The organism is Paenibacillus sp. PastF-3, assembly GCF_029893135.1.
Classification (GTDB): Bacteria; Bacillota; Bacilli; order Paenibacillales; family Paenibacillaceae; genus Paenibacillus_AQ; species Paenibacillus_AQ nitricinens.
Genome location: NZ_JARXWM010000010.1, coordinates 38,781 through 63,332, shown reverse-complemented (window position 1 = coordinate 63,332; position 24,552 = coordinate 38,781). Strand labels below are relative to the sequence as shown.

24 protein-coding genes are annotated in these 24,552 nt (G+C 42.5%); 20 read left to right on the top strand and 4 right to left on the bottom strand.

The features are described 5' to 3' along the window. Positions 1 to 83 precede the first annotated feature (83 nt). From M2444_RS19875 to M2444_RS19845, 7 genes are all read left to right on the top strand, one after another. A complete protein-coding gene (locus M2444_RS19875; protein WP_280787909.1) occupies positions 84 to 1,865 on the top strand; it encodes an ABC transporter ATP-binding protein in 1,782 nt (593 codons plus the stop codon). Beyond that, complete coding sequence (locus M2444_RS19870) at positions 1,862 to 3,601, top strand: ABC transporter ATP-binding protein (RefSeq protein ID WP_094872611.1); 1,740 nt, start codon at positions 1,862 to 1,864, stop codon at positions 3,599 to 3,601. Before M2444_RS19875 ends, M2444_RS19870 begins: the two co-directional genes overlap by 4 nt. A gap of 32 nt (positions 3,602 to 3,633) precedes the next feature. Then, positions 3,634 to 4,023, top strand: a complete 390-nt coding sequence (locus M2444_RS19865; protein WP_094872609.1) for a hypothetical protein — start codon at positions 3,634 to 3,636, stop codon at positions 4,021 to 4,023. A 284-nt stretch (positions 4,024 to 4,307) separates the two neighbouring features. After that, positions 4,308 to 4,598, top strand: a complete 291-nt coding sequence (locus tag M2444_RS19860) for a hypothetical protein (RefSeq protein ID WP_094872608.1) — start codon at positions 4,308 to 4,310, stop codon at positions 4,596 to 4,598. Between the two features lie 145 nt (positions 4,599 to 4,743). Next, positions 4,744 to 5,643 carry a hypothetical protein gene (locus M2444_RS19855; RefSeq protein ID WP_280787859.1) on the top strand — a complete coding sequence of 300 codons (900 nt, stop codon included), beginning with the start codon at positions 4,744 to 4,746 and terminating at the stop codon, positions 5,641 to 5,643. A gap of 92 nt (positions 5,644 to 5,735) precedes the next feature. Then, on the top strand, positions 5,736 to 6,200 hold the full coding sequence (locus tag M2444_RS19850; protein ID WP_280787858.1) for a phage tail protein: 465 nt from the start codon (positions 5,736 to 5,738) through the stop codon (positions 6,198 to 6,200). A 379-nt stretch (positions 6,201 to 6,579) separates the two neighbouring features. Next, positions 6,580 to 8,532, top strand: a complete 1,953-nt coding sequence (locus tag M2444_RS19845) for an AraC family transcriptional regulator (RefSeq protein WP_280787857.1) — start codon at positions 6,580 to 6,582, stop codon at positions 8,530 to 8,532. Between the two features lie 129 nt (positions 8,533 to 8,661). Here the strand turns inward: M2444_RS19845 and M2444_RS19840 are convergent, their stop codons facing one another. The 3 genes from M2444_RS19840 to M2444_RS19830 all read right to left on the bottom strand — a co-directional run bounded on the left by M2444_RS19840 (position 8,662) and on the right by M2444_RS19830 (position 11,325). Further along, the gene (locus M2444_RS19840) at positions 8,662 to 9,831 is read right to left on the bottom strand and encodes a DUF4179 domain-containing protein (RefSeq protein ID WP_280787856.1); all 1,170 of its coding nucleotides are present in this window, start codon (positions 9,829 to 9,831) and stop codon (positions 8,662 to 8,664) included. After that, positions 9,818 to 10,351, bottom strand: coding sequence for an RNA polymerase sigma factor (locus M2444_RS19835; RefSeq protein WP_094878715.1), 534 nt, complete (start codon positions 10,349 to 10,351; stop codon positions 9,818 to 9,820). The genes M2444_RS19840 and M2444_RS19835 overlap by 14 nt, the downstream gene beginning before the upstream one ends. Before the next feature lie 419 nt (positions 10,352 to 10,770). Then, a complete protein-coding gene (locus tag M2444_RS19830; protein ID WP_280787855.1) occupies positions 10,771 to 11,325 on the bottom strand; it encodes a TetR/AcrR family transcriptional regulator C-terminal domain-containing protein in 555 nt (184 codons plus the stop codon). 165 nt (positions 11,326 to 11,490) lie between these two features. Between M2444_RS19830 and M2444_RS19825 the strand changes: the two genes are divergently transcribed. From M2444_RS19825 to M2444_RS19765, 13 genes are all read left to right on the top strand, one after another. Beyond that, positions 11,491 to 12,411 (top strand): alpha/beta hydrolase, encoded by a 921-nt coding sequence (locus M2444_RS19825; protein ID WP_280787854.1) that lies wholly within the window; start codon positions 11,491 to 11,493, stop codon positions 12,409 to 12,411. A gap of 483 nt (positions 12,412 to 12,894) precedes the next feature. Further along, complete coding sequence (locus tag M2444_RS19820) at positions 12,895 to 13,185, top strand: ArsR/SmtB family transcription factor (protein WP_481857511.1); 291 nt, start codon at positions 12,895 to 12,897, stop codon at positions 13,183 to 13,185. Positions 13,186 to 13,201: 16 nt separating this feature from the next. Further along, positions 13,202 to 14,200 carry an NADP-dependent oxidoreductase gene (locus tag M2444_RS19815; RefSeq protein WP_280787852.1) on the top strand — a complete coding sequence of 333 codons (999 nt, stop codon included), beginning with the start codon at positions 13,202 to 13,204 and terminating at the stop codon, positions 14,198 to 14,200. Positions 14,201 to 14,335: 135 nt separating this feature from the next. After that, positions 14,336 to 14,749: an NUDIX hydrolase gene (locus tag M2444_RS19810; protein ID WP_280787851.1), complete on the top strand. Its 414-nt coding sequence runs from the start codon at positions 14,336 to 14,338 to the stop codon at positions 14,747 to 14,749. Between the two features lie 76 nt (positions 14,750 to 14,825). Then, a complete protein-coding gene (locus tag M2444_RS19805; protein WP_348536925.1) occupies positions 14,826 to 15,320 on the top strand; it encodes an NUDIX domain-containing protein in 495 nt (164 codons plus the stop codon). A 151-nt stretch (positions 15,321 to 15,471) separates the two neighbouring features. Beyond that, positions 15,472 to 16,116: a hypothetical protein gene (locus tag M2444_RS19800; protein ID WP_094872799.1), complete on the top strand. Its 645-nt coding sequence runs from the start codon at positions 15,472 to 15,474 to the stop codon at positions 16,114 to 16,116. 138 nt (positions 16,117 to 16,254) lie between these two features. Beyond that, positions 16,255 to 16,812 carry an RNA polymerase sigma factor gene (locus M2444_RS19795; protein ID WP_280787850.1) on the top strand — a complete coding sequence of 186 codons (558 nt, stop codon included), beginning with the start codon at positions 16,255 to 16,257 and terminating at the stop codon, positions 16,810 to 16,812. Beyond that, positions 16,809 to 17,762, top strand: a complete 954-nt coding sequence (locus M2444_RS19790; RefSeq protein ID WP_094872796.1) for a hypothetical protein — start codon at positions 16,809 to 16,811, stop codon at positions 17,760 to 17,762. The genes M2444_RS19795 and M2444_RS19790 overlap by 4 nt, the downstream gene beginning before the upstream one ends. Before the next feature lie 215 nt (positions 17,763 to 17,977). Beyond that, entirely contained in the window at positions 17,978 to 18,913 is a 936-nt protein-coding gene (locus M2444_RS19785) for a LytTR family transcriptional regulator DNA-binding domain-containing protein (protein ID WP_280787849.1), read from the top strand. Positions 18,914 to 19,017: 104 nt separating this feature from the next. Then, complete coding sequence (locus M2444_RS19780) at positions 19,018 to 19,863, top strand: ABC transporter ATP-binding protein (protein ID WP_094878724.1); 846 nt, start codon at positions 19,018 to 19,020, stop codon at positions 19,861 to 19,863. Next, complete coding sequence (locus M2444_RS19775; RefSeq protein ID WP_280787848.1) at positions 19,860 to 20,570, top strand: ABC transporter permease; 711 nt, start codon at positions 19,860 to 19,862, stop codon at positions 20,568 to 20,570. Before M2444_RS19780 ends, M2444_RS19775 begins: the two co-directional genes overlap by 4 nt. A gap of 139 nt (positions 20,571 to 20,709) precedes the next feature. After that, a complete protein-coding gene (locus tag M2444_RS19770; RefSeq protein ID WP_280787847.1) occupies positions 20,710 to 21,153 on the top strand; it encodes a hypothetical protein in 444 nt (147 codons plus the stop codon). Between the two features lie 195 nt (positions 21,154 to 21,348). Beyond that, complete coding sequence (locus tag M2444_RS19765; RefSeq protein WP_280787846.1) at positions 21,349 to 21,696, top strand: hypothetical protein; 348 nt, start codon at positions 21,349 to 21,351, stop codon at positions 21,694 to 21,696. 179 nt (positions 21,697 to 21,875) lie between these two features. On the opposite strand, the gene M2444_RS19760 is transcribed toward M2444_RS19765, so the two are convergent. After that, positions 21,876 to 24,497, bottom strand: a complete 2,622-nt coding sequence (locus M2444_RS19760) for a family 16 glycosylhydrolase (RefSeq protein ID WP_280787845.1) — start codon at positions 24,495 to 24,497, stop codon at positions 21,876 to 21,878. Positions 24,498 to 24,552 lie beyond the last annotated feature (55 nt).

Here is a 24,552-nt window from a genome sequence, read left to right as displayed (position 1 = left end):
GCACAGAGAATCATTCTCAGTGCACTTTTTTGTGCGTAATTATAAAGAGTGGGGGAACAGCTGTGAGTAAAACCAAAACTGGCATGTCGAGACTGCTAGAGATTACCGGAGAGAAGCGGGGCTTGCTGATCCTATCTGGCATATTGTCATCTGTCAGCGCCGTGTTAATGCTGGTACCATTTTTGTCTGTTTATTTCATCTTGGCTGAGCTACTGCGGCATGCCGCGTCTCCTGGACAGGTTGACGGTGATGCAATGATCCGCTGGGGATGGATTGCACTTGGCGGATTGACCGGAGGGTTGGTGACCTCATATTGCGGTATTATGTGTTCGCATATTGCGGCTTTTCGTATTCAGTATAATCTGCGTGTGCGAATGACTGAACATCTAGGCAGACTGCCGCTCGGCTTCCTGAATGGAACTTCGACCGGCGCAGTGAAGAAGACGCTGGAACAGAATGTCGACAAGGTGGAAAATTTCGTAGCGCATCAGCTCCCTGATCTGGTCAGCGCGCTGGCGTCCACGGTGCTTATGATTGTGGCGATGTTCTGGCTGAGTCCGCCTTTAGCTGTTGCCTGTCTTCTACCGATCCTAATAGGAATGGTTGTGCAGTCAGCACTTATGATGAGTAGTAAGGGGAAAACTAGTGTGAAGCAGTATCATGATTCTTTGGAGCAGATCAATGCTTCAGCAGTGCAGTATGTGCGGGGGATGCCAGCGGTGAAGGTGTTCGGGCAGACGGTGCATTCCTTCCGAAGGTTCTACAGTGATATGACCAGATACCGTGATTATTGTCTGGAGTTTACGGACCGTTATCAGTCAGGCTATATTCTGTTCAAAACATTGCTGGCCTCCTCATTTACCTTTATTTTACCGGTGGGTGTCTTTATGCTAAGCGGCCAGCCGAATTCCATGTCCTTTGCGCTTGTGTTGCTGTTCTTTCTAATTATGGCACCAGGCGTATCTTCTCCGCTCTATAAGCTACTTATGCTGGCTTCGAGCACTCGGGATATCGGCGAAGGTGTAGAGCGGATGGATCGTCTATTGGCACAGCAGCCTGTACCAGAAATAGCAAAGCCGCTGTCACCGCAAGCTTTCGACGTTGAATTTATGGATGTAACCTTCTCCTACAGTGAAGAAAAGGGGGCTGCGGCTGCGCTCAGCGAGGTCTCCTTCCGGGCAGAACAAGGGAAGGTTACAGCGCTGGTTGGACCGTCAGGTTCAGGTAAATCGACGGTGGCCAGCTTGGTGCCGCGGTTCTGGGACCCGCAAGAGGGTGCGATCCGTATCGGTGGAGTGGATATCCGCCATATGGCGATTCATGAACTGATGAATACAGTTGCCTTTGTATTTCAGGAGACCTTCCTGTTCTATGACACTTTGTATGAGAATATTGCCGTCGGTAAACCGGGAGCAACGCTGGAGGAAGTTCAGGCTGCAGCCAGAGCGGCACAATGCGACGAGTTCATCTCTCGGCTTCCGCAGGGGTACGATACGTTAATCGGTGAAGGTGGTGTCTATCTCTCCGGCGGTGAAGAGCAGCGTATTGCGGTAGCCCGGGCTATCCTTAAAAATGCTCCGGTACTTGTGCTCGATGAAGCAACTGCTTTTGCCGACCCGGAAAATGAGCATCACATGCAGCTGGCACTAACGGAGCTTATGCGCGGGAAGACGGTTATTGTCATTGCTCACAGACTCTCCTCTATTCGTGAAGCCGCACAAATTCTGGTACTGCGAGATGGGCAAATCGTGGAGCGTGGAGATCACGATAGTTTGATTGATCGCGATGGACTTTACACTCAAATGTGGCATGTCTACAGTGACGCCGGAGATTGGCATTTGGAAAAAAGGGGGGAACAGCTATGAAGGTATTGCACAATATTACTGCTGGCAAACCACAGCAGCTGCTGAAGCCTGTATTTTTTTCCTTACTGGCTAACTTAGTCAGTGTGCTTCCGTATGCGCTAGTGATTGAGGCGGTGCGGTTGATTTTTGCTCCTTATATTACGGTGGGTGCAGAGCTTCAGATAGAACGGCTTTGGTGGATTTGCGCGGGACTAGCTGCTGTCATGGTACTGATGTTCCTGAGCGAGATTCCCGCTTACCGCACTGCATACCGCGGGGCTTACAATGTTGCGGCACAGGGACGGGCGGAATTAGCAGAACATCTGCGTAAGCTTCCGCTAGGCTACCTGACTCGCCGGGATCCCGGTGATTTGGCGAATATGATGATGGGCGATTTCACGCTGGTTGAGACAGGCATTTCACATCTGCTGCCACAGCTTGCAGGGGCTTTTGTACTGCCGATATTTGCACTTGCAGGTTTACTATTCCTCGACTGGCGGATGGCGCTTTCCATGTTCGTGGCGCTGCCGGTTGCCCTTCTGATCATGTATCTATCGGGCAAGCTGCGGCGGAGACTCGGAGCGGATCATATGAAGGCCAAGCTGAACGCTGCGAACCGATTGCAAGAATACTTGAACGGCATACGGGTGATGAAAGCCTATAACCTGACGGGAGAACGATTTGTCCGTCTGGATAGCTCTTTTAGAACTTTGATGAAGGAAAGTGTGAAGCTTGAAGGGATATTCGGACCGGTCATTCTAACGGCTATGGCTCTTCTTCGTGCGGGTCTGACCTTAATGGTATACGTTGGTGTTCATCTATTGTTAGGCGGGGAGCTCGGTATTCTGCAACTGGCGGTATTTCTTATTGTCGGCACACGCATCTATGATCCACTGACGACGGCGCTCGCCAACTATGCCGAATTCCGGTACAACGAACAAGCGGGTGAACGTATCGTAGACCTGCTTCGCCAGCCGGTCATGACGGGGACTACAGCTCCGCTTTCCGAGAGCAGTACTATTCGCTTTGACAATGTTACCTTCGGTTATGGAGGTGAGCCTGTTCTCAAACAATTAAGCATAGAGATGCCGCAAGGCTCATTAACTGCAATTGTGGGTCCCTCCGGCAGCGGAAAGAGTACAGTGCTGCGCCTGATCTCGCGTTTCTATGATCCTGACGAAGGAAGTGTTCTGCTAGGCGGACGCAATATTAAAGATATTGATCCAGAACATTTGCTAGGGTCTGTGTCGGTTGTGTTTCAGGATGTGTACCTGTTCCAAGACACCATTGGAAACAACATTGCTTTTGGGCGGCCGGGCGCGTCGCAGCAGGATATTCAACAAGCAGCAGAAATGGCCCATTGCCATCATTTCATCATGAAATTACCGCTTGGTTATGACACGCCGGTAGGCGAGGGTGGCAGTACGCTTTCCGGAGGGGAGAAGCAGCGGATCTCCATTGCTCGCGCGATTCTTAAGAATGCTCCAATTGTATTACTAGATGAAGCTACTGCATCGCTTGACCCGCAGAATGAAGCCGAGATACAGAAGGGAATTGATACGCTGATTACGGGCAGAACTGTTATTGTTATCGCGCATCGGCTGAAAACTATACGAGGTGCAGACAACATTATTGTGCTGGAAGATGGCCGGCTGGTCGAGCAGGGACGACATGAAGCCCTACTGTTGCGCGGCGGACTGTACGACCGGCTTTGGAAGCTACAACAGCAATCCGTCGGATTCCGCATCACATCTTAGGCAATACTCGGCACATTTTAGGAGGAAAACGTATGGCTATAACAAAGGATGAATCCGCTTGGCCGATTATAAGCCTTAGTTTGGGGGAGGCGTTTGATCAGGTGACCGTAGAAGAATATATCGCTTATTGGGAAGAGCTGCTCGCGCGCCGATCTGCCTTCGGTCTGCTGATGGTGCATTCTGCTGAGAAAAACACACGTCCAGAGCGTGCGGTCACACAGCTGTATATGAACTGGTGCAACATGAACAAGCGGGAAATCGCCCAATATTGTTCAGGCATCGCGGTCGTAATGCAGAATGCTAAGTTGCTTGCTGTCTACAAGCCAGTTACAGCGTTGTCCACTAAAAGAACCTACGGCTGCTCCGGAGGCGCTTTCTCCGGAGAGGCTGAGCATAAGGTGGCTGGAGGAGCAATTGGCTAAGGCACCTTCGGGTACGAAAAGCTAATATAGCTGCCCATAATTTTGGGGTACACATTTAAGCTTTCTTCACCCTTTTGGGTGGGGAAGGCTTTTTTTATCTAGAAAGATAAGAATCCGCCAACCCCTCACAACCAACGTGTCAGAGTAAGCTTTTATATAGACCATTCTCTAGTCCTATGGAATATCCTACCCTTCAATTCCCTAATCCTAGTTTAGATTGGAATAAGTGGTTTAATAAACCTGTAGATGAACACTGCCAATGGTTATTTCAAGTGGTCGAAGAGATGATGGAATTCTTTATTATTGACTTGCTGAAGTTACCTGATGTCAAACCAATCCTAATAGATTTAGGAATAATGCCTGAATTTATATTACCGTTTATCCCGGAAGAGAGAATGATATGTTTTTATACATCCGATGCGGAGATTGAGAAACACAGTAATAAATCTATGATTAAGTTCTCCAATGAAATAAAGAACGCTTGCACTAAGCTGGGCATCAAAACCATAGAAAGAACACCAAACATGAGCGTAGAAGAACAATTTAGGTTAGTTTGTGAACATTTTAAAATGTAAGGATGACCGAAAGGTATACCTACTCAAAGAAACCATTCCTTTGTCAGGGATGGTTTCTTCATAACTAGAAAAGTACACAGGTGTGCCCGTATAATAAATAGGAGCAAGTAATTGGCAGTAGACTGATGATGAGGGGAGAGAAGACATGTTTTTCTTTAAGAAAAATAAAGGCATCACAAAAGAGGAGCTGCATGCCCTGGTTGAAGGCTTGGAGCAGGCTTATATGGATAAGGATGAAGAAGGTTTGAGCAAAAGATTTCATCCAGATAAGAGGGGAATGTCCTTTTTAAATCACTTTCAATTAATGATGACATTTCAAATCTATAATATAAAATCTGAAATTCTTGAATTTGAATTGCTGTCAATGGATGCCACTAAAGCAGTCTTTACATACACTCGGAAGCACATTCATACCTGTATCAACCCCGCCGATGAACGTGAGGAAAAAAGAAATCAAATTATCAGTTATTTCGTTGAGGCTGTGAAGGAGAATGGTTCAATTTGGATTACGAGGTACAGCCCTTATAGCACGATTTTTGTAGATAAGAAGGGTGATTTCCTTAGTGGTGTGGATGCTGTCATTCCTCCTGGAGAAGAGATCAATTCAGGCATTGCGCGATTCATCCCTTATTTTCAGCTTGACAGCTATGTACCTGCAACATTCCATGTCTACAGTAACTGTCAATTTATCGGATATTATCCGCTAGGAGAATACCATCGGTACGAACCTTCGCATACGTTCACGATTAATTATTTTGATGAAATAGCAGCGTCTTCTGTAGAGAAGCATACAGCGGACTATATCTCCCAAGAAACCTTGTTGACTGCTCAAGTACTGCATCAGACTGTTAATAGCTCTATAGTGGAGACGCAGTTGATGAACAATAATGTATTAGAGCATGAACTTGTTACCAGCCTGCTTACGAAGGATGGGTTCTATATGATTAGATTTCTGTATGACAAAGGGAAGCCGATCCCGCCAGAGGAGCGAGAAAAGTGGAAGCGCGAGATGGTCACTTTAATAGAAAAAGAGCACAGCAGTTAACACAGAAACTTGCCGTTACAGACAGCACGCGAACCGTATCCTAAGTAACGATAAGTTTTTTTGGTAATAATGAGAGAAAAGGAGAGATGAAAATGTCCTATATCGTTGAATTCAAAAATGTGTCTACGGTTGGGTTAGAAGCTTCACCTGTAGTAGATGCACTTGCTGGTCTGCGTGCTAATGAGGCCCGTTACTTTATGAACAAATACAAACATGAGTTTACGGTTGTACAAGCCAGTGAAAGTCAGGAGACCCTTGATTATGTGAACCGAATTTTAAAAGAAGAACGTGATATTGAGTTTGCGGCCAAACCTTTAGAAACGTCGCGTTTTCAAGTGGGAAATATTAAATTTGCTTATGTCTTTTATGAGGATGGTCTTGCAGTCAACGTTATGTATACGGTGGATGACCCTAAGAAGCGGGCTGTTGGTTTTAAGCTTTCTGAGGGGATGGAGATCCCAAAGGAGCTAGAAGAGAAGTTTAAGTTTGCTAGGCAGAAGTCCAAGCTAGCCGGAACAATTCGGGGTTCGTTTTTTGTAATTAAAGGACAGTATTAAGGTTAGCAAAATTGCAACTTAATCAATGAGAGGGCCATCCTGTAAAAGGATGGCCCTAAATCTTGCCGGTATAAATAATTTGCTTAGGTTATCTATGGGATTGGACTCTCATTTAAGAGGCCGAATTTATTATATAGAGCAACGAAAACTGGAGTAGTGGAATGTACGGTATAAATCCCGCAGATAAGAGCTGAGGTAGCTATGGCTATATCGACTTGGTTGGAGACTCTCCGGGGGCGTCAGATTTGATCTATTAAAATTGGTTTGACTAGTCACCAATCATTTGACAATGATAATGGTTATCGTTTACGATTTTGGCTTGTATAGGGATTTGCAGCTGCAAAGGATTAGCAAGCTATTGGACTTGGGAGGATTAACAGTGAACTGGGAAGAATACATCCAGATATGGGACACTTCATGGATTCAACTGGTGGATATTCGCCAACATGTGATACGCAGAGAGAGTAAGCAGCAACATGTACTCCCAGCTAGTAGTTTTATATTTGTCGTACGTGGACAAGGTACGATCTGGTTGGATGGTAATCGACATCCATTAGAACGATTCTTTGTTTTACATGCGGGAAAAGGAAGTAACATCAAGTTCGAGGTTGGACATGAGGATGTAACCTACTATTACATTTTATATAGAGGTACTATTTCTACTAAAGCTAGTAAAACATTATTGAAATCCTATCATATAAGTAACCCTTTTCATCTGCAATACACATGTAAACCTATTTCTCCGGTTGTTTTATATCGTCATGCGGAATCGATGTATGAGGAATGGAATCGCAGACAGGCTATGGAACGGTTCCAAGCGAAAATCCATTTCTATCAGTTCGTATATACTCTTGCACAGCAGTTACAGCTTCAGGGAGTTGCCCTCAAAGAAACAGATTTAGTTGAACAGATCATTCAATACATTCACAAACATTATAATGAGCCTATTTCACTTGAATCTATGGCCGAAGAATGGAATTATAGCATTCAGTATTTATCGAGGCAGTTCAAACGCCGGACAGGGAGAAGTCCCATTGAATATGTAATTCAGACGAGGATGGCTAAAGCGAAAGAGATATTGATTCAGACCGATGCTACCGTACAGGAGATTGCTGTAAGCGTAGGTTATAGTGATGTCTTTTATTTTACACGTCTGTTTAAAAAGCAGGTCGGGGCGACGCCCGTTCAATACAAAAATAAGGTGAAGACAGGTTTGATCGTTTCAGATAGTCCATGGCAAGAGTTCTTATCCTCCATGGGCAAAGATTCCTCTTCTTGTTATATTGATTATGATAATCATTATCAATATAAACTTGAAGGAGATAAACAGATGTTTAAGGGGACCGAAACGAAAATAGGATTAACGCTAATGCTTGTGTTTACACTGTTACTTTCAGCTTGTGGAAATGGGAGCACTAGCCGTAATAGCAATCAGATAGTAGAACAGACACAGAGTACGCCTTCCAATCAAGCCATTGAAAATACGGGTTTACGGAAAATAACAACAGTCATGGGGGATGTTAATGTTCCAGCCAATCCCCAACGTGTTGTAGTTGATTGGGATTTGGGGCCAGTCTTAGCAGTTGGGGTAATACCGGTTGGAGCATCAAATACACAATTGGAGTATTCTCAGTTTCTCAAACCTTTCTTAGATGAGACAGTACAGGATATAGGGGCAGAAGGAAGTATTTCTTTTGAGAAAGTATTAGAGCTAGCGCCAGACATCATCATAACCTGGAATAAAGATGCTTATAGTAACTATTCTAAGATCGCACCGACCGTATTATTTGATACAAGTAAATACGCAACGATTCAAGAAGAGATTACAGCTATGGGAGAAATCCTTGATCGAGAAGAAGAGGCTAAACAGTTTGTGGCAGGTTTCGAAAAACGTAAAATAGCTGCCCGCGAAAAAATTAAAAATGCCATTGCAAAAGATGCAACTATTTCTATCGTAGATTATATCACGGTAGAGAAATTTTTAATGGTCATTGGTAATCAGGGGGAGAGAGGCGGCAGAGCTACTTACGATATTTTGGGTATGAAACCTACTCCAAAAGTTCAAAGTGAAATCCTTGATAAGGAAATGAGCCGTGTTGAAGTTTCTTGGGAAACCGTAAATGATTATGTAGGCGACTATGTCATTGTCCTTACTGTGAAAGACAAACAGCCGCCTAAGTTACCAGCAACATGGAAAATGTTAGATGCAGTTAAAAATAATCGAGTGATTGAGATTGATATGGAGAAATATTTTGCAGCAGATTCCTACTCCTCCTTGTTACAAGCGGAAGATATTGCCGACAAAATATCGAAGCTGGCTTCATCTAAATAACCTTATTGGAATTGAATCTATCTGAATTCATTTAAATATCAAGACAAAAGACGAAGCCAATTATGGCTTCGTCTTTTGTAGGTTTACACATCCTTTTATTCCTGGAGTATTAGGTCTTTTTTACAAATGCTATTGCACCGAAAGTACAGTCTCCAGCTCAGGAATATATTCCTTGACCATATTGTTGTCTTCCCACAGTCCTGTATTCCCAGCTGGGGCTTGACCTTCGGAAACGACTAAGTACGGTTTGATGGTTATGGTACTTGGTATAGTCTTGAAGGGCTCAAAACGAACATTATAAGATTCGCTTAAGGGGTGAGCACCGATGGGCTTCAGTTGAACACCACGTTCATCCACAATGTCAAACTGAAGAGCGATGACGCTTCCGTTAGCACCCTTATATTTCGAAGGGATAGAAGCAAGCATTTCTTCTTTGCTCTGGCCCGGTTTGGTTGTGTACTCAATGGATAACTGCGTTGTGATTGGGGTGATTTCCACCTTACTAATCTGCAAGTTAATGTTATCGTGATGCTTGGTTTCCTCTGAAGTTAGTGCGGTAACGGGCGTTGATTTTGTGACAGGCAGAACGAATTCGAACGGGGCATCGTAGCCTTTTAACGTTACATTTACAGTCAAGTCAAACTGATCAGGGAACTGGACAGTCTGTGTTGTCGTGCTCGGCTCATAATAAGTGTCCAAAACCTGAACCATTATGCTGGAAGCAGTCTCACCGTCCATGTGTTCGTAACTCCAGAGCAGAGGTTGCCCTTTATAGAGAACCTCAAACTTATCCACCGCTCCTTTATTGGCATCTGAAGGCGGCGAATTGGGCTCCGAAGCCAGACGGTTTCCAGCAGTGGTTATGTTCATAAGAATCCGGGTCCCGTCAAATAACAACGTTGGAATATTCATAGTAACATTGCCATGGGTCACGCTTTGGTTTACGTTTGTGATGAAATCCTCGGCTTGTTGAACACCGGGATCTCCGTTGTTTTCGCCCCATAATGAATAGATTTGTCCCAGAACCGGAATTTGCTTGAGTGCATCAGCCATTGCGGGCGATACAAAGCCGGAAGCAAGGACTGTAACTCCAAGAATTGCAGCGGCTGCAGTGGAAATCCACCATCTATTAAAAGATTTTGATACATTTTTCTTTTTCTGAACGTGGGAATTGGAATTATCGGTTTCCCTGATGATTTGGTAAGTCTCATTCAGCTTGGAGCGGGCAATATCCGATAACTGATCGGGAAGTAGGCTTTGGCAGCTCTTTAATTGTTCTTCTAACTTAGTGTTTACCATGTCGCAACTCCATTTCTTGAATGAATTGAGATGAATGCTTTAGCTTTTTGCGGGCGCGATGCAGCCGGGTCTTCACGGCTACCGTAGAAATTTCGAGAATGTCGGAAATTTGACTGATCGGCATGTCTTGTAGGTAATGAAGGTGAATGACAATCCGTAGATTCTCCTCAAGATGTTGAACGGCATCCCATATTTCGATTTTCTCATAATCCTTTGAAATGGAAGGGACTTCGGGAAGCTCTCCATAAGGGAGGGCTCTTGAATTGTTTTTGAGCATTTTATTGCATTCATTAATCAGAATCCGGAAGATCCACGTTTTGAAAAAAGCGGGCTCTCTGAGTGTATGGATGGACTTAAAGGCTTTAAGCATCGTCTCTTGCAGGGCATCTGCACAATCTTCTTCTTTGTTGACGATGGACCTTGCAGTTCTATATAAAGGTAACTCTATCTCCTGCATCAACTGCACGAATGCTTCTGGGTCCCCAGCTTTGGCTTTGACGACAATAGGATTAATATGCAAAGATTTACCTGCTTTCTTGACTAAAAGTCTTAGGATGTTCGTAACGTTACTTAAATATTAGATCGGGTAGGTAGCTAGAAGGTTACAACGAAAATTAAACCTAAGATATCCGGGGACTGCACCGCTTGGGCAAATCAGCCCACACGGGATTCTCCAAGCATTCTGGGTTCACAAAATAATGTAGTATCTGGTGGGACGGTGTTGCTTACTGAAAGCAAAAGCCCCCTCCGCCGTTTTAGCGGAAAGGGCCAGTCGTCCATGTTATTTGGTATTTTTCAGGCCTTCATATTTTTGATATAAATGACCAGAATAGATTTAGCAATAGCTATTAGTTCGATATGAATATGGTCCTAAAGCAATTTGGGGATTTTTTGATAGATATGAATTGGAATAAATTAAAATTAAGTTTCATCAGCCTACTAACGTGAGGCCATCGCGATATTCTGCTCCAGTAATTCGCCCACTTGTTTTGCTGTATCTTCTGTGCTGGCTTTTAATTGATTCAGAACAAAGGATTCTACGATGCCTAGAACAGCCATGCTTAAGAACTTTAAAAGGATTTCTGCCTCTTTTTCAGGGTTGATTTTAATTATTTTTAGATTGAGTTGATGCATGATGAATTGCAGAAGCTGTTTTCGAAATGAGACGGTACTTTCACTTGCAAACAAAGCTGCAAAGAAAGCTTTATGTTCCTCAAAATAATTGAACCAAATCACGGTACCCTCGATAAAACCCTTCTCTTTTTTTTGCTCACAAATGACTCCTAATTCCTCTAATTGTTTATTCACGATAGTATCCAGCAAATCATATTTATCGACATAATGCAGATAAAACGTCTTTCTGCTAATGTCGGCTTTTTCAGTGATCGCTTTAACTGTAATTTTATCAAATCCATCTTCAAGCAGCATGGTTAAAAAAGTCGATTGAATTACTTTTTGCGATTTTATGATTCTTCGATCTATTGGATTGTTCATGAGAAAACTCCTTTTTAATATACACATTTGAAAGAATGTGTATTACTACATGAAAACAAAGATGTGGTCATTGAAAGCATTATAGTCCTAATGTATTTTAAATATACACGGGTGTAATAAAACACTCAAGTGTATTATATTAAATCATCCATTAGGAGGCCACATATGTTAGTTATTAAAAAGAAAGTTAAATTTATGGCGCATGGATTAAAAGTTGCAGGTATTCTAAATGTGCCAGAAAATGCTGAAAATAAGAAACATAACCCCGCAATCGTTTGTGTTCATCCAGGAAGTAGCTGTAAAGACCAAACTGCAGGTATCTATGCGGAGAAGCTTGCTGAACTTGGATATGTGACGATTGTATTTGATGCATCATATCAAGGTGAAAGCGAAGGTGACCCTCGATATATTGAAGTTCCGGCTGCGCGTGTTGAAGATATTCGTTGTGCCGTAGATTACCTGACTACACTTGATTTTGTTGATGAGAACCGTATTGGTGTATTAGGTGTTTGTGCCGGAGGGGGTTATGCTGTAAATGCTGCAATGACAGAGCGTCGTATACAAGCAGTTGGCACTGTCGTTGGAGCTAATATCGGGCGTGTACAACGTGAAAGCGGAGATCCAATTAAAGCTTTGGAGGCCATTAGTCAACAACGTACTGCGGAAGCTCGTGGAACTGAGCCAATGATAGTGAATTGGATCCCTAGCAATCAACTGGAAAGAGAGAAGGCAGGTATAACAGATATAGATATTGTGGAAGCAGTCGATTATTATACAACGCCTAGAGGGCAAAGCTCTAACTCTCCAAATAAATTGAAATATACCAGTTTAGATTCAGTCCTAGGTTTTGATGCTTTCCATTTCGTTGAAGAGTTGCTAACACAACCTTTGCAAATTATTGTAGGTGATAAACAAGGTGCATTTGGTTCATACAAAGATGGTCATGAACTGTACAATAGAGCCGCGTCAACGAAAAAGGACTTGTTCATTCTTGAAAATGTAAGTCATTATGACTTATACGATCAACCAGAACCAGTTAGACTAGCTGTTGAAAAACTGAATGCCTTTTATAAAGAAAACCTTTAAAAATACAGCTACATCCGAAAATTGGAGTACGAATTGATATAGCGTCAAGATTACACTGGAGGAACTTCCCTAATCGATTTGTGGAGCAGATCGGCTTTACTTTGAACTGCCGTTTATAGAATAACTCAAAAATTATCGCCGTTCATGTTCCCTATTGGGAGTCGGACGGCGATTTTTTATAAGCCAATCAATCCATGCGATAAGCTTATTTACCAGTACTTCAAGTGCAGGCAGCTCACTCAACGTCAATTGTTCTTGATACGATTTTAGATGTTTCGACAATTCTGCTTTGAGGGTTGGGAATAAGAAAATGTAAAAAATTTACTTGTGGTCTCGATTTTCTTTCCCAACGTTGCAGAGCATATCTTGTTATGACATACTCGTCAGCAAATGGTTCACTAAGTTAAACGATTGAACGAGACGAAAGCGGTGAGAATCATTAATAAGCAGCAACAAGTCGAAGTCATCAAAGATGATTTCAAGATGTGCCAGAAGGTCTTTTTAGCTATTGGTAATGAGACAAGACAATCCATTATTACAGTACTTATGGAGACTACCTGTACGAACGGATTACGCGTAGGTGAGATTACTGAACAAACGCATCTTTCACGGCCGGCGGTCTCCCATCATCTAAGAATCTTAAGAGAAGCCGGAATTATAATGGTGAGGGAAGAAGGCTCTAAAAATTATTATTTTATGGACGTTAGAACAAAATTAGGCGTGTTAAAAAATCTAATAAACCATCTCGATGAATTTATGGAACAATATTATTAGAAATGGAGGGTTCTTGATGAAAGCGATGATCATTGAAAAATACGGGAGAGGTCCTCTTCTATTGGCAGACATTCCAACACCTTCAGTAGGTGATTATGATGTGTTAGCAGAAATTCATGCGGCAAGTATTAATCCTATCGATTTTAAGGTGCGGGATGGTAAAGTTCGTATGCTGTTGAAATACGATATGCCGCTTGTTTTAGGAAATGATTTTTCAGGTATAGTCACCAAAGTAGGAAACAAAGTAACAAAATTCAAAATAGGCGATGCCATATACGGACGGCCAAGAAAAAATAGAATTGGAACCTTCGCAGAATATATATCCATACATGAGGACGATATAGCCTTAAAGCCACAAAATCTTTCTTTTGAGGAGGCGGCGTCAATCCCATTAGTCGGGCTTACAGCCTATCAAGCATTACAGGATATATTACAGCTATCGGCAGGGCAAATGGTATTGATTCAAGCGGGTTCGGGCGGCGTTGGGACCTTTGCTATCCAGCTTGCTAAAGCGATGGGAGTTTATGTGGCTACAACTACTAGCAATGCTGGAGCTAATCTGGTCAAATCTCTTGGGGCAGATCAAATAATTAATTATAAAACAGAACAATTTGATAAAGTCTTACAAAATTATGATGGAGTATTCGATACGATTGGCGGCGAGACCTTAGAAAAGGCTTTTAAAATAGTCAAACCAGGCGGACAAATTGTATCGGTTTCTGGGCTGCCCAATGCACGCTTCGGAATTGAATATGGGTCTGGATTTATAAAAACGAGTCTTTTTCGATTGGTTACCCGTAAGCTAACAAAATTAGAAAAGCAATATAATGTAAAATACAGATTTTTGTTCATGAAACCTAGCGGCAGACAACTGGAGATCATTTCGGAGCTTATAGAAGCAGGGAAAATAAAGCCTGTAATTGATCAAATATTTTCTTTTGAAGAAGCTCAAAAGGCGATGGAGTATTCCGAATCGGGCCGGGCAAAAGGAAAGATCGTATTAAAGATAAAGTGATAGTAGAAAGATTGATAATCAGAGCTTTTTAAGCTCAGAATGTGATGGCAGTAACTAGGAATCAGGGGAATATGAATTTTTAATGGAATAGTGTGATTAAATCAGAATTTATTTTTTTGTTGGGATGGATAAAAGATGAGTGAACTCGCTTATGGAGGAATTGTTATCAATAATGCTGGTGAGGTATTGATGAGAAGCCCTAGCGGATTTTGGGGAGGCTACGCTTGGACTTTTGCTAAAGGTGGAAGCGAACCTCAAGATCAATCTCCTGAAAATACAGCATTGAGAGAAGTGAGAGAAGAGACTGGGTATGTTTGTGAAGTTGTCGCACCGATCCCAGGGGCATTTGAATCAGAGACATGTATAACTAAGTATTTTTTATTAAGACCTATAGGAGAAGTACATAGTTTTGATCATGAAACACAAGAAATTCGATGGGTAAGCAAGGAAGAGGCATTTAAGTTAATAAATCTGACAGTACCAGAAAAAGGACGATTAAGGGACAGCAACGCTCTTAAAAGTGCTATAGAAGTTATGCAATCCTTGTAAAGGATCCATTAAAGACTCTTCCCTTAGAAGCATTAAATGGTACAATATCCCATATAGAAATTAATGACTATGGGATGTGATTATTCTGGAAAAGATAAGACTGCGCGCTGGTGCATTAATAATTGAGAAGGGTTCCATTTTACTAGTGGAGTTTGAGAATGACAATCTTGATGGCGTGCACTACAATCTTCCAGCAGGTGGCCTTGAGCCAGGAGAAACACTGATTGAAGCTGTAAAACGGGAAGCGAAAGAAGAGGCTTGTGTTGAGATAGAGGTCGGTCCCGTTGCATTTGTTTACGAATATCAACCTACAAAAAGTAATTACATATACGGGGATACTCATTCAGTAGGAGTTACATTTAGTTGTAAATTGAAAGCGGGATCAAATCCAAGACTTCCCGAATCACCAGATTCTAAGCAAACTGGTGTAACGTGGGTTCCTATTTCGGAGCTACACTCTATTCAACTGTATCCGGAGATTAATCAGGACATTCTTAATTACTACAATGGTAATAAGTATAGAAATTATGTTGAGGAACATGAAATTCAACAGAGTAAGTCGTTACGTTAACAGAACTCCCCACTCGTAGAATATAACTACTTGTGTCAAGAAAGGAGAACTTCTATGTGTTTTTACTGTTATAGGAAGATAAGAATCCGCCATCTCCCCGAAACCAATGTGCTAGAGTAAAGTTCTTTATAAATCAAATGGGGTGTACCGGATGAAGATAAATAATAATTATTTGAAGGAACGATTAAAACATGTTTACTGGCTTAATGGGGGGCCTTGTGCTGGGAAGACGACCATGACCAAGAAATTTGTAGAGGTACTTGGCTTTCAAACATTGGGGGATGATGTCTTAAAATACAGACCATTCACTAGTCCTGTTGAATACCCTGCCCTTCAATTTCCTAATCCTGATTTGGATTGGAATAAGTGGTTCAATAAACCGGTAGATGAGCACTGCCAGTGGTTATTTCAAATTGTCGAAGAGATGATGGACTTCTTTATCATTGATTTGTTAACAATGTCTAATGACAAACCAATAATAATTGATCTGGGAATAATGCCTGAGCGTATACTACCGTTTATCCCCGAAGAGAGAATGATTTGTTTTTATACGTCCGACGATGAGATAGAGAAATTATATTACTTCAGAGAAGATCATAAGATGATTTTAGATTGTATTAACGCCTACACGATAAATCCAGAAGAAACGATTAAACACGGGAACAAATCTATGGTTAAGTTCTCCAATGAGATTAAGAATGCTTGTACTAAAATGGGGATCAAGACCGTTGAAAGAATACCAAGTATGAGCGTGGAAGAACAATTTAGGTTAGTTAGAGAACATTTTGGATTGTAGAGATGACCCAAAGGCAGACCCCTTCCTTGTTTAGGAGGGGGTTGTCTTTATATATTGGTGTAAATTTTTAATATAAGTGCAACGTATTCTAAGAATTTTCTACTATATAGATAAGAGTGTTTAAAAGGAGAATAACGGATGGAAGACCAAGGAATAATCCACCTATACATACAGCGTTCACAGCAAGCTATTTTAGAGACTAAAAATAAATATGGGGCTTACTGCAGGGTGATTGCAAGAAACATTATTTCAAATTTCTCGGATATTGAAGAATGTGAGAACGATACATACTTAGCAGCATGGAATGCGATACCGCCTAATCTGCCTAGGAATTTTTCGGTATTTTTAGGGAGGATCACCCGTAATATTGCGCTTGATAAGTATGGTTATAATACAGCGAAAAAGCGTAGTCGTGAGTTTGAAGTCATTCTAACGGAACTAGAAGAATGTCTAGCTTCGCCTGATACTGTAGAAACAGAGTATGAAGAAGGTGAGATCGCAAACTTAATAAATCAATTTTTATATGGCATAGATGAGCAAGCAAGAAACATATTTATTGGAAGGTACTGGTATTCCTATTCAATAGATGAGCTTTCTATGAGATTTAATATGGGTAGTAGTAAAGTGAAATCTATATTATTTAGGACAAGAAATAAACTTCGAGTTCATCTCGACAAAGAGGGGGTTAACCTATGAAAAAAGAAGATTTATTTAAGGAGATCGGACTCATTGATGAGAACTTAATTGAAGCGGCTGGGCACAATGGAACAGAGAAAAGGAAAAAAGGAATTTCAAAAAAGTGGGTTGTTTTGGTTGCCTGTCTTGTCCTATATAGTTCAACTGCGTCAGCTTTATTAGCGACAGAATATTATAAAAATCAAAATTCAGAGCCTTATATACGTTATTTAAAAGCTGAAGATATGGAGTTACAGCCTGCTACTAAATATGATGCGGAAAAATTTCTACATGCTTTAAAAAGTGATAATAATGAATATGTATATATTGCTATTAATAGGCTGGTAGAAACCTTTAATAATTCCACGTTGAGAGTAAAAGCGTTGAAAGAACTTCAGCCATTTTTAAAAAATGAGAATCAAAAAATCGCCGATGCAGCTGCTTTTGCTGTAGATATTTTATCGAAAAGTTATAAAAGCCCTTATATTGTTAAGTTAGCAGACGGAAGTATGATATTTACGTTGTTTAATAACTATTCGGACTATGGAAGTCAAAATGTCATTTGGAGAATAAAAGATAATAAGCTTAATGCGTATTTTAGTTTTTCAACACCCTCTATGTATATTAAAAAAATGATTCCTTCACCCAATCATAAGTTAGTTGCGATCGTAACATGCTCTAATAAAAGTGATTTCATTCAAATTAGCAATATTGAGGAGGGAATGATAAGTCCCGAATTAATAGAATCTGCAAGAGTCAAATATGGTGCACAAAAAGAAATAGATACATGGATTCGCACAGATCACGAGAATTATAGCAATGCAGATAACCTAGTGTGGAAAGATAATGATACTCTAGAATTCGAGGGTTCTCTTGCCTACCAGAATACTGAGATTATTGAAAATGTTACTGTAAAGTATCAGTTTAGTAAAAAGATAATAGAAGTAAAAGAACTTAATAAGGCTAGATGAGAACATGCTCCGGCAATAAAAGAATTGACATGCATCATCATTGGCAGATGATCTAAATATGATTTCTGACACTTCTCATTGAGAAGTGTTTTTTTCCGTCGTTCTTTATACTTGTGTTGTTAACAGTAAGTATTTTCAGTAGAAACTGACAAAAAAGTATCCGAACATTATAATTGTTATAAATATCCTATAGTAGCTCTGACCAGGGGGACGGCATGCAATTTCAACCAATATATTTTGATGGGGAATTACTTCTACCGAAGATCGAATTAAACATGACAGAGAACCAATCGATTGGCATTATAACAGATTTGAAGCGAAAGCAGCTATTAATGAATCAATTATTGAATCATTCCCACTATTATTTATTTCAAGCTGGGCAAAACGAGTATATGCATTTAACGGTGGAAGAGCTGATTCATTTTCTAATCAAAGTAACGGAGAGGAATGAGCGTGTCGCTCTGTTACTAGATTATTTTGCTTTAAAAGAAGAACGGAAGGTAAGGATCAAGGACCTAAGCTCTTCGAAAAGGACGTATGTGACATTGCTGCGTGTCTTTTTTGCGCATCAGCCTACACTTGTACTGGAGGAACCCTATTTTTACTTAGAGGAGCAAGATCGTCGTCAATTTAAACGGATACTAGATGACCTTTCGAAAGAAAAGGAGATTTTAATTTTAACTTCGAATTTAGAGGATGCCATTATTTCGTGTGACGCCATTTATCGATTGAACGAACTTGGATGTCATCCATTGGATATTCGGGACTCAGAAGAGGATAAGCAGGAAGTACAGAAACAAGATGAAGCCAATATAACCTTGCAGAAGATATCTACCAAAAGAAATGACAAAGTGATTTTATTTAATCCGCCTGAAATTGATTTTATAGAAAGTATAGAGGGATCGATCCTTGTTTATGTGGGTGGGGAAAATTACGACTGTGCTTTGACTCTAACCGAGCTGGAGCGGAGATTGTTAAATTTCGGTTTTTTCAGGTGTCATCGATCCTACATCGTTAATCTGCAAAAAGTTAGAGAGATTATTACATGGACGAAGAATAGTTACAGCTTGCGTTTGAATACAGGTAAAGATGCCGTGGTGCCGTTATCTCGTTCAAAATTACAGGAGCTAAAAGCACTTCTTAACATTTAAAGGGTACCATTCAAGCGGTAATAGCTACATTTCGGCGGGTTTTGATGGCTGCAAGTATGTAATCTCTATATATTTAGGTCATCAATGCTAAGGAAGTGGTATTTGTGAATGTTATCCAGGTAGAACATATTCGAAAGAGATTTGGAAATAAGGATGCGTTAGCAGATGTGTCATTTTCCATTCCGAAAGGGGAGATTTTTGGTTTCCTCGGTCCGAGTGGTTCAGGAAAAACGACATTAATTAAAATTTTAACGGCGCAATTAAATCCGACAAGTGGACAGGCAAATATATTTAACCAGCCAGCGGAGAGGATGCAGCAGTCTGCACAGAAGATGCGCTTTGGAATTCTGACGGATAACAGTGGTCTTTATGAGAGATTATCCATTGAGGAAAATCTAGAGCTGTATTGTCAGTTGTATGATCTTTCCAGATCTGCGGTCGATAAGGTGCTGCAGTTTGTGAACTTAAGCGGAGAGCGCAAAAAGAAGGTTAAACTCCTATCGAAAGGGATGCGACAGCGCGTTCTGCTGGCCTGCGCAATTATCCATGAGCCAGAATTATTATTCTTAGATGAACCTACTTCGGCTTTAGACCCGGTAAACTCAGCGCATATTTATAAAGGCTTACGCTACTTAAATAAGAAGGGAACAACGATTTTTCTGACTACGCATGATATGGCTGAAGCAGAATTGATGTGCAACCGCGTAGCGATTCTGTATCAAGGGCAAATCCAAACGATCGGCTCACCGAAGGAGCTTAAACGACAGCATCGAGAAAACATAATTTCTGTTGACTTAATCAATGGGGAAACGTACGAGCTCCCGATCGATGAGGGAACGGCTGATCAAATAACGGATTGGATGAGACGGGGGCTAATTGACCGGTTAGAAACGAAAGAGCCAAGTCTGGGTGATATTTTTATTAAAATGACAGGAAGTGAGCTATTATGAGTATCTCATTAAAACGTGCCCAGGCGATTTTTGTGAAGGATTACAAAGAGTTTTCACGCAATTATGGGATCTCCATTATGTTAATTTTGCCTATTATGTTTGCCGTTCTTTTTCGAAGCGCAGGCGCGTCTTTGCCTGGAGCCAGCGGTTTCCTTTATAATACCTCGTTTGTATTACTAACATGTTTCGCACAAGCCTGCTTGATTGCGGAAGAAAAGGAGCGTAACACCTTACGGTCATTAATGATGACTCCGGCCACGACCCTTGATGTTCTAATCGGTAAAAGCTCTTTAGTCTTTGTTATGTCTGTAGTTGTTCTGGCTATAGCTACGTTTATATTTGGCTATAAGCCAGCCAGCATATGGGCATTTGTGGCAACAATCTTTCTTTCGATTATTCTATATACAGCAGCCGGGACGATATGTGGTTTATTCTCCAAGACGCTGCTTGATGCTTCTTTATCCATACTTCCTGTAGCGTTCATATTCACTGGGGCACCATGGGGGGCATTTCTAGAGAATGATTATCCGATCCTCAAAGTGCTGGATTACATGCCAAGCAGTCAGCTTGTGCATTTGCTAGGGATAAGCAATATAGGCTATACGACGGGAGATTTATTAAAACCCCTGCTTATTACTTTGGCATGGACGGTTGTATTAACAGTAGTATCTGTCATTTTGTATCAACGGCGGTTGAAGGACGAGTAAGGGAGCTGTGTAGGGACTTTAGCCAGCCTTCGGTGGGTCTTTGGTAGGGTCGAAACCAATGGCCGACTGTGACTATACGACGATTATTTTCCAATTGAGGCTGTGATGTTGTCATGATGAGGCCTGGTGGGTAATAAAGATGATTAGATCTTCGAAATTGGCTGAATTTGGAATGGGAGCCAAGGAAACGGAGGGGAAAATCATGGCGGCACTGACAGTAGCAGGCATCAGTCCGTTACAGGCCATTGCGGCCTACGGCGGTACACAGAGTGATGTCAGTTCCCTGGAGAAACAGCGGAACCGGCTGATGATGGAACTGGATAAAGTGAATGCAGTACAAGGAAGTGAGATGCAGACTCCCTATCGCCGGGAGCAGCTTCAGCGGCAAATCCGGCTGCTGGAGTCCCAACTCGTACAGAAAAGCGGGAGTAGCACCTCCGTAAATTTTGTACCGGCTTCTCCGCTTCTAGATCACCTCCCCCTCTGGCGGAATGAGTGGAAGGGAGGCCTCAAGGGCATCGGTCTGACCGATCCCCGGACAGCGACGGTGAACTCGGAGGGCCATTTCGACGTGTTAATTTAGGCAAGCCAGCGAAGGTGCGAAAAGTGTCCGGTGATGAACCGGCTTTTTCGCACGTGGCTACAACCAAGGAATACCCCGGAATTTTAACGAAACTAGATGTTCCTGCAGCAACATAGGCTGTATTCGAAGCCGTTGGACCTGTTGACCTGTATTAATATGGCTGAGCTATATTTACGAAACATTGAGGTCCAGTATGTGCAAGACATTCTGCAACACGCTGTAGTTCAGAAATTATATTTGGAAGAGGAGGAGAATGACGGGTTCTGGGACGGCTCCAAATGCTACAGCTTCCGTCAAGCACATACGGACGAGGTCGGAGACCTTCTACCTGGTCAGATTGAAATTAAGACTCTGGATGGAGTGTATTATTTTTATACACTGGGCAATGGAACTTATGTTTCCCGGTATTATCAGCCGCCCGATCAATATGGCAAGCAGGACCTATCCTTTTTGAACCTTAGGCGTTGGGAGGCATCAGAGCGGTATTTTACACGATTCAAACCATTTATTGATCAGAGGATAGAGGCTGGTGTCAATAGTTAGTTTGATGGCGTTCTAAGAGGTGAGCTTTGTCGTCAAGGAGGTCGAGCATCACGCATGGCAACTGATCTTCCACCGAGGAGACCAGCACATGGCAGAAACAACAAAATAGGCGAGAGGGAGGCTTTAACACTTCCTCCTCGCCTATTCGTGTTCATGCATTTTGCTTAGGGTTCAACTACTTATTCTGGTGTTCCTTGGGTTACCCCATGGATATACGTGAACGTCGGGGAATCGACGGCCCCTTGTCCTGGATTATAGGTGAAAAAGTACTCGATGGTATCGCCATTTTGCAGATTATTTACAGGGTAGGTATAGTTGCCGTTCCCTGCCGGAGTCATGGCTACGTTCAGCTGACCGCCGTTATTGAGCTTATAGTGTAAGTCGGCAAAGGTTGCGCCGTTCACATAGAACAGCAGGTCATTGCCTGTTTTCTTCAGACCCCGGACCTCATCGCCGATGATGATAGTACCGGATGGTGCTGGCACAACCGTGATGGTGGAGACGGCTGTCTTATTGCCGTCGGCTGTTGTAGCTGTAACAGTTGCCGTGCCCGGAGAAATTCCTGTCACGAGACCATTTGGACTCACAGAAGCTACGCTGTTCCCTGAAATGCTCCAAGTGACCTGCTTATTCGTTGCATTAGACGGAGCTACACTTGCGTTCAGTTGTACACTTTTTCCGACTTCGACCTGTGCAGTGTTCAGATTCAGCGTTACTCCGGTAACCGGCACGTTATTACCCGGATTCTGGCCGTTGCCTTCTTTATAGACACGCACATAATCCACCTGCATTGTTGCAGGGATATCGGATGGGTCCGGGGTATGGCCGCTGTCAAAAAATCCGCCGATCGCCAGATTCATAATGAGATAGAAGGGCTGATCGAAAGGAGCATTGGGATTGTTCGGTGCAGCTACAGAATACCATTTATCTCTGCTCACTTTAAAGAAGAAATTGCCGTCCACATACCATTTCATATTATCTTCTTCCCAGACCATGGAGTACACATGATAATCATTGGCGAAGGTCTGGCCTTCAGAGAAGTGATATTCACCCGCAATATATCTATTCACCGGCCATTGTCCGCCAAAATGTATGGCGCCGCTGGTCGTGCCAGGCAAGCGTCCTTTGGCTTCCATAATATCAATTTCGCCGGATGCGGCCCATGCACCATAGGCTGAATCTTTCGGAAGCATCCATAGTGCTGGCCAGACACCATTGCCTGTAGGCAGCTTGGCACGGATGTCTACTCTGCCGTACTGGAAGGACAAATGATCCTTGGTGTTAATCTTACCGGAGGAATATTGTGCATACCGGTTTGGGTCCTGCGGAAAGGATTTGGAATCGTGTAGCGCCCTGATATTCAGCTTTCCGTCCTGCACAAATATATTTTGTGCACTGTCTGTATAGTGTTGAAGTTCGGCGTTACCCCAGCCCCAGCTGTTGGGATCATCAGTGATATAATACCCTTGCTCATAGCTCCATTTGCTCGTATCGAGCGTGGTTCCGTTAAATTCGTCCTGCCAAATGAGATTCATACCCTCAATGGTCGGGTCGGTTGGCGTTCCAATGGCAATGTCATCATGATCAGAGACATCCGGACGCGGGGCATCTGGATTGCCAATAAAGGTGTAGTTGACGTAATTGTTGCCCACATTACCGCCCGGCTGTCCATTTAATGGATAGCCTATACGGATTTGTATATCCTCTTGGACGGGCTGGAACCAAAGGCCATAAATATAGTCAGCCCAGTATCCCCACTGGTTAGCATCGGACATGTTGTTATAGCCGTTACCAGCATATACAAATCCACTCTGACTGGAATCACTCATAGCCACCCATTGTCCGTTAATATTGATCTGGTATACGTATTTTCCAAGCTCGGTACCGATTGGCGCGCCTCCATCAATCTTGGGCAGCGGTACACCTATGACACCTTTCGCATCTGCAGTAAAGGTCGTTCCATCATAGGGAGTAAGAACATAAGAATTTCTTACAGGTTGATTAAAGGTGAGGGTATAGACGACGTTAGCCGAAGAGGTTTTGGATTGTAACTTTACATTGATCGACTCCGTTATGGTGAACCAATAGCCACCGCCTCCTTCGGTGAATTGTCCGAAGTTGTTATCATAGATCCAGCCGCTGGCTGCGTTATTGTCAATATCAATCCAGGTACTGCTGTTTACAGGTTTTACATATACCTTCAAATCGTCAGCCACTGCTTCATACGTTACAGAGGAATCGTTGTTGAAGGCAGGATAAGTAAAGCCTGCACTGCCGGTAAAACCTGCCGTAATCTGCGGTCCTTGTGTAGGTGCCATAGCCGTGATGGTTGTTTTGTTTATGTTCTGAAATACTAGGGTGTAGTCTAGCGTTACCCCATTAGCTTTGGAGTACAGCTGAATCTCAGTGGTTGCGGAGAGCGTGAACCAGTAGCCATTCAAGCCGCCGTCGCTCCAGTGTCCCCAGTTTTGGTTATAGGTATAGCCGCCAGCACTGTCAATATCAACCCAGTTGCCAGCTACTTTTACTTTTACACCCACATCATCGGAAACTTCATTCCAGGTGGCGGAGCCTGCATTGAATGTAGGCATGACAAATCCGTAGCTGGCTTGCCCAACCCCGGATTTTGAGATGACAGGCCCGTCTGCTGCTGAAAAATAAGCCATAGAAGTAACGGTCTTCCCTGCTGCCAGAACCTTCGATGTTGGCAACAGGCCCATACCAGCCAATAGTACTATTGCTAAGAATAAACTCAGTGCCCTCTGCTTAAAACCACTCTTCGTTTTATAAAGTCGCTTCATACTTGCCCTCCTGTAATAAAGTATTAGTTATAGAAACCGCTTACATGTAGGAACA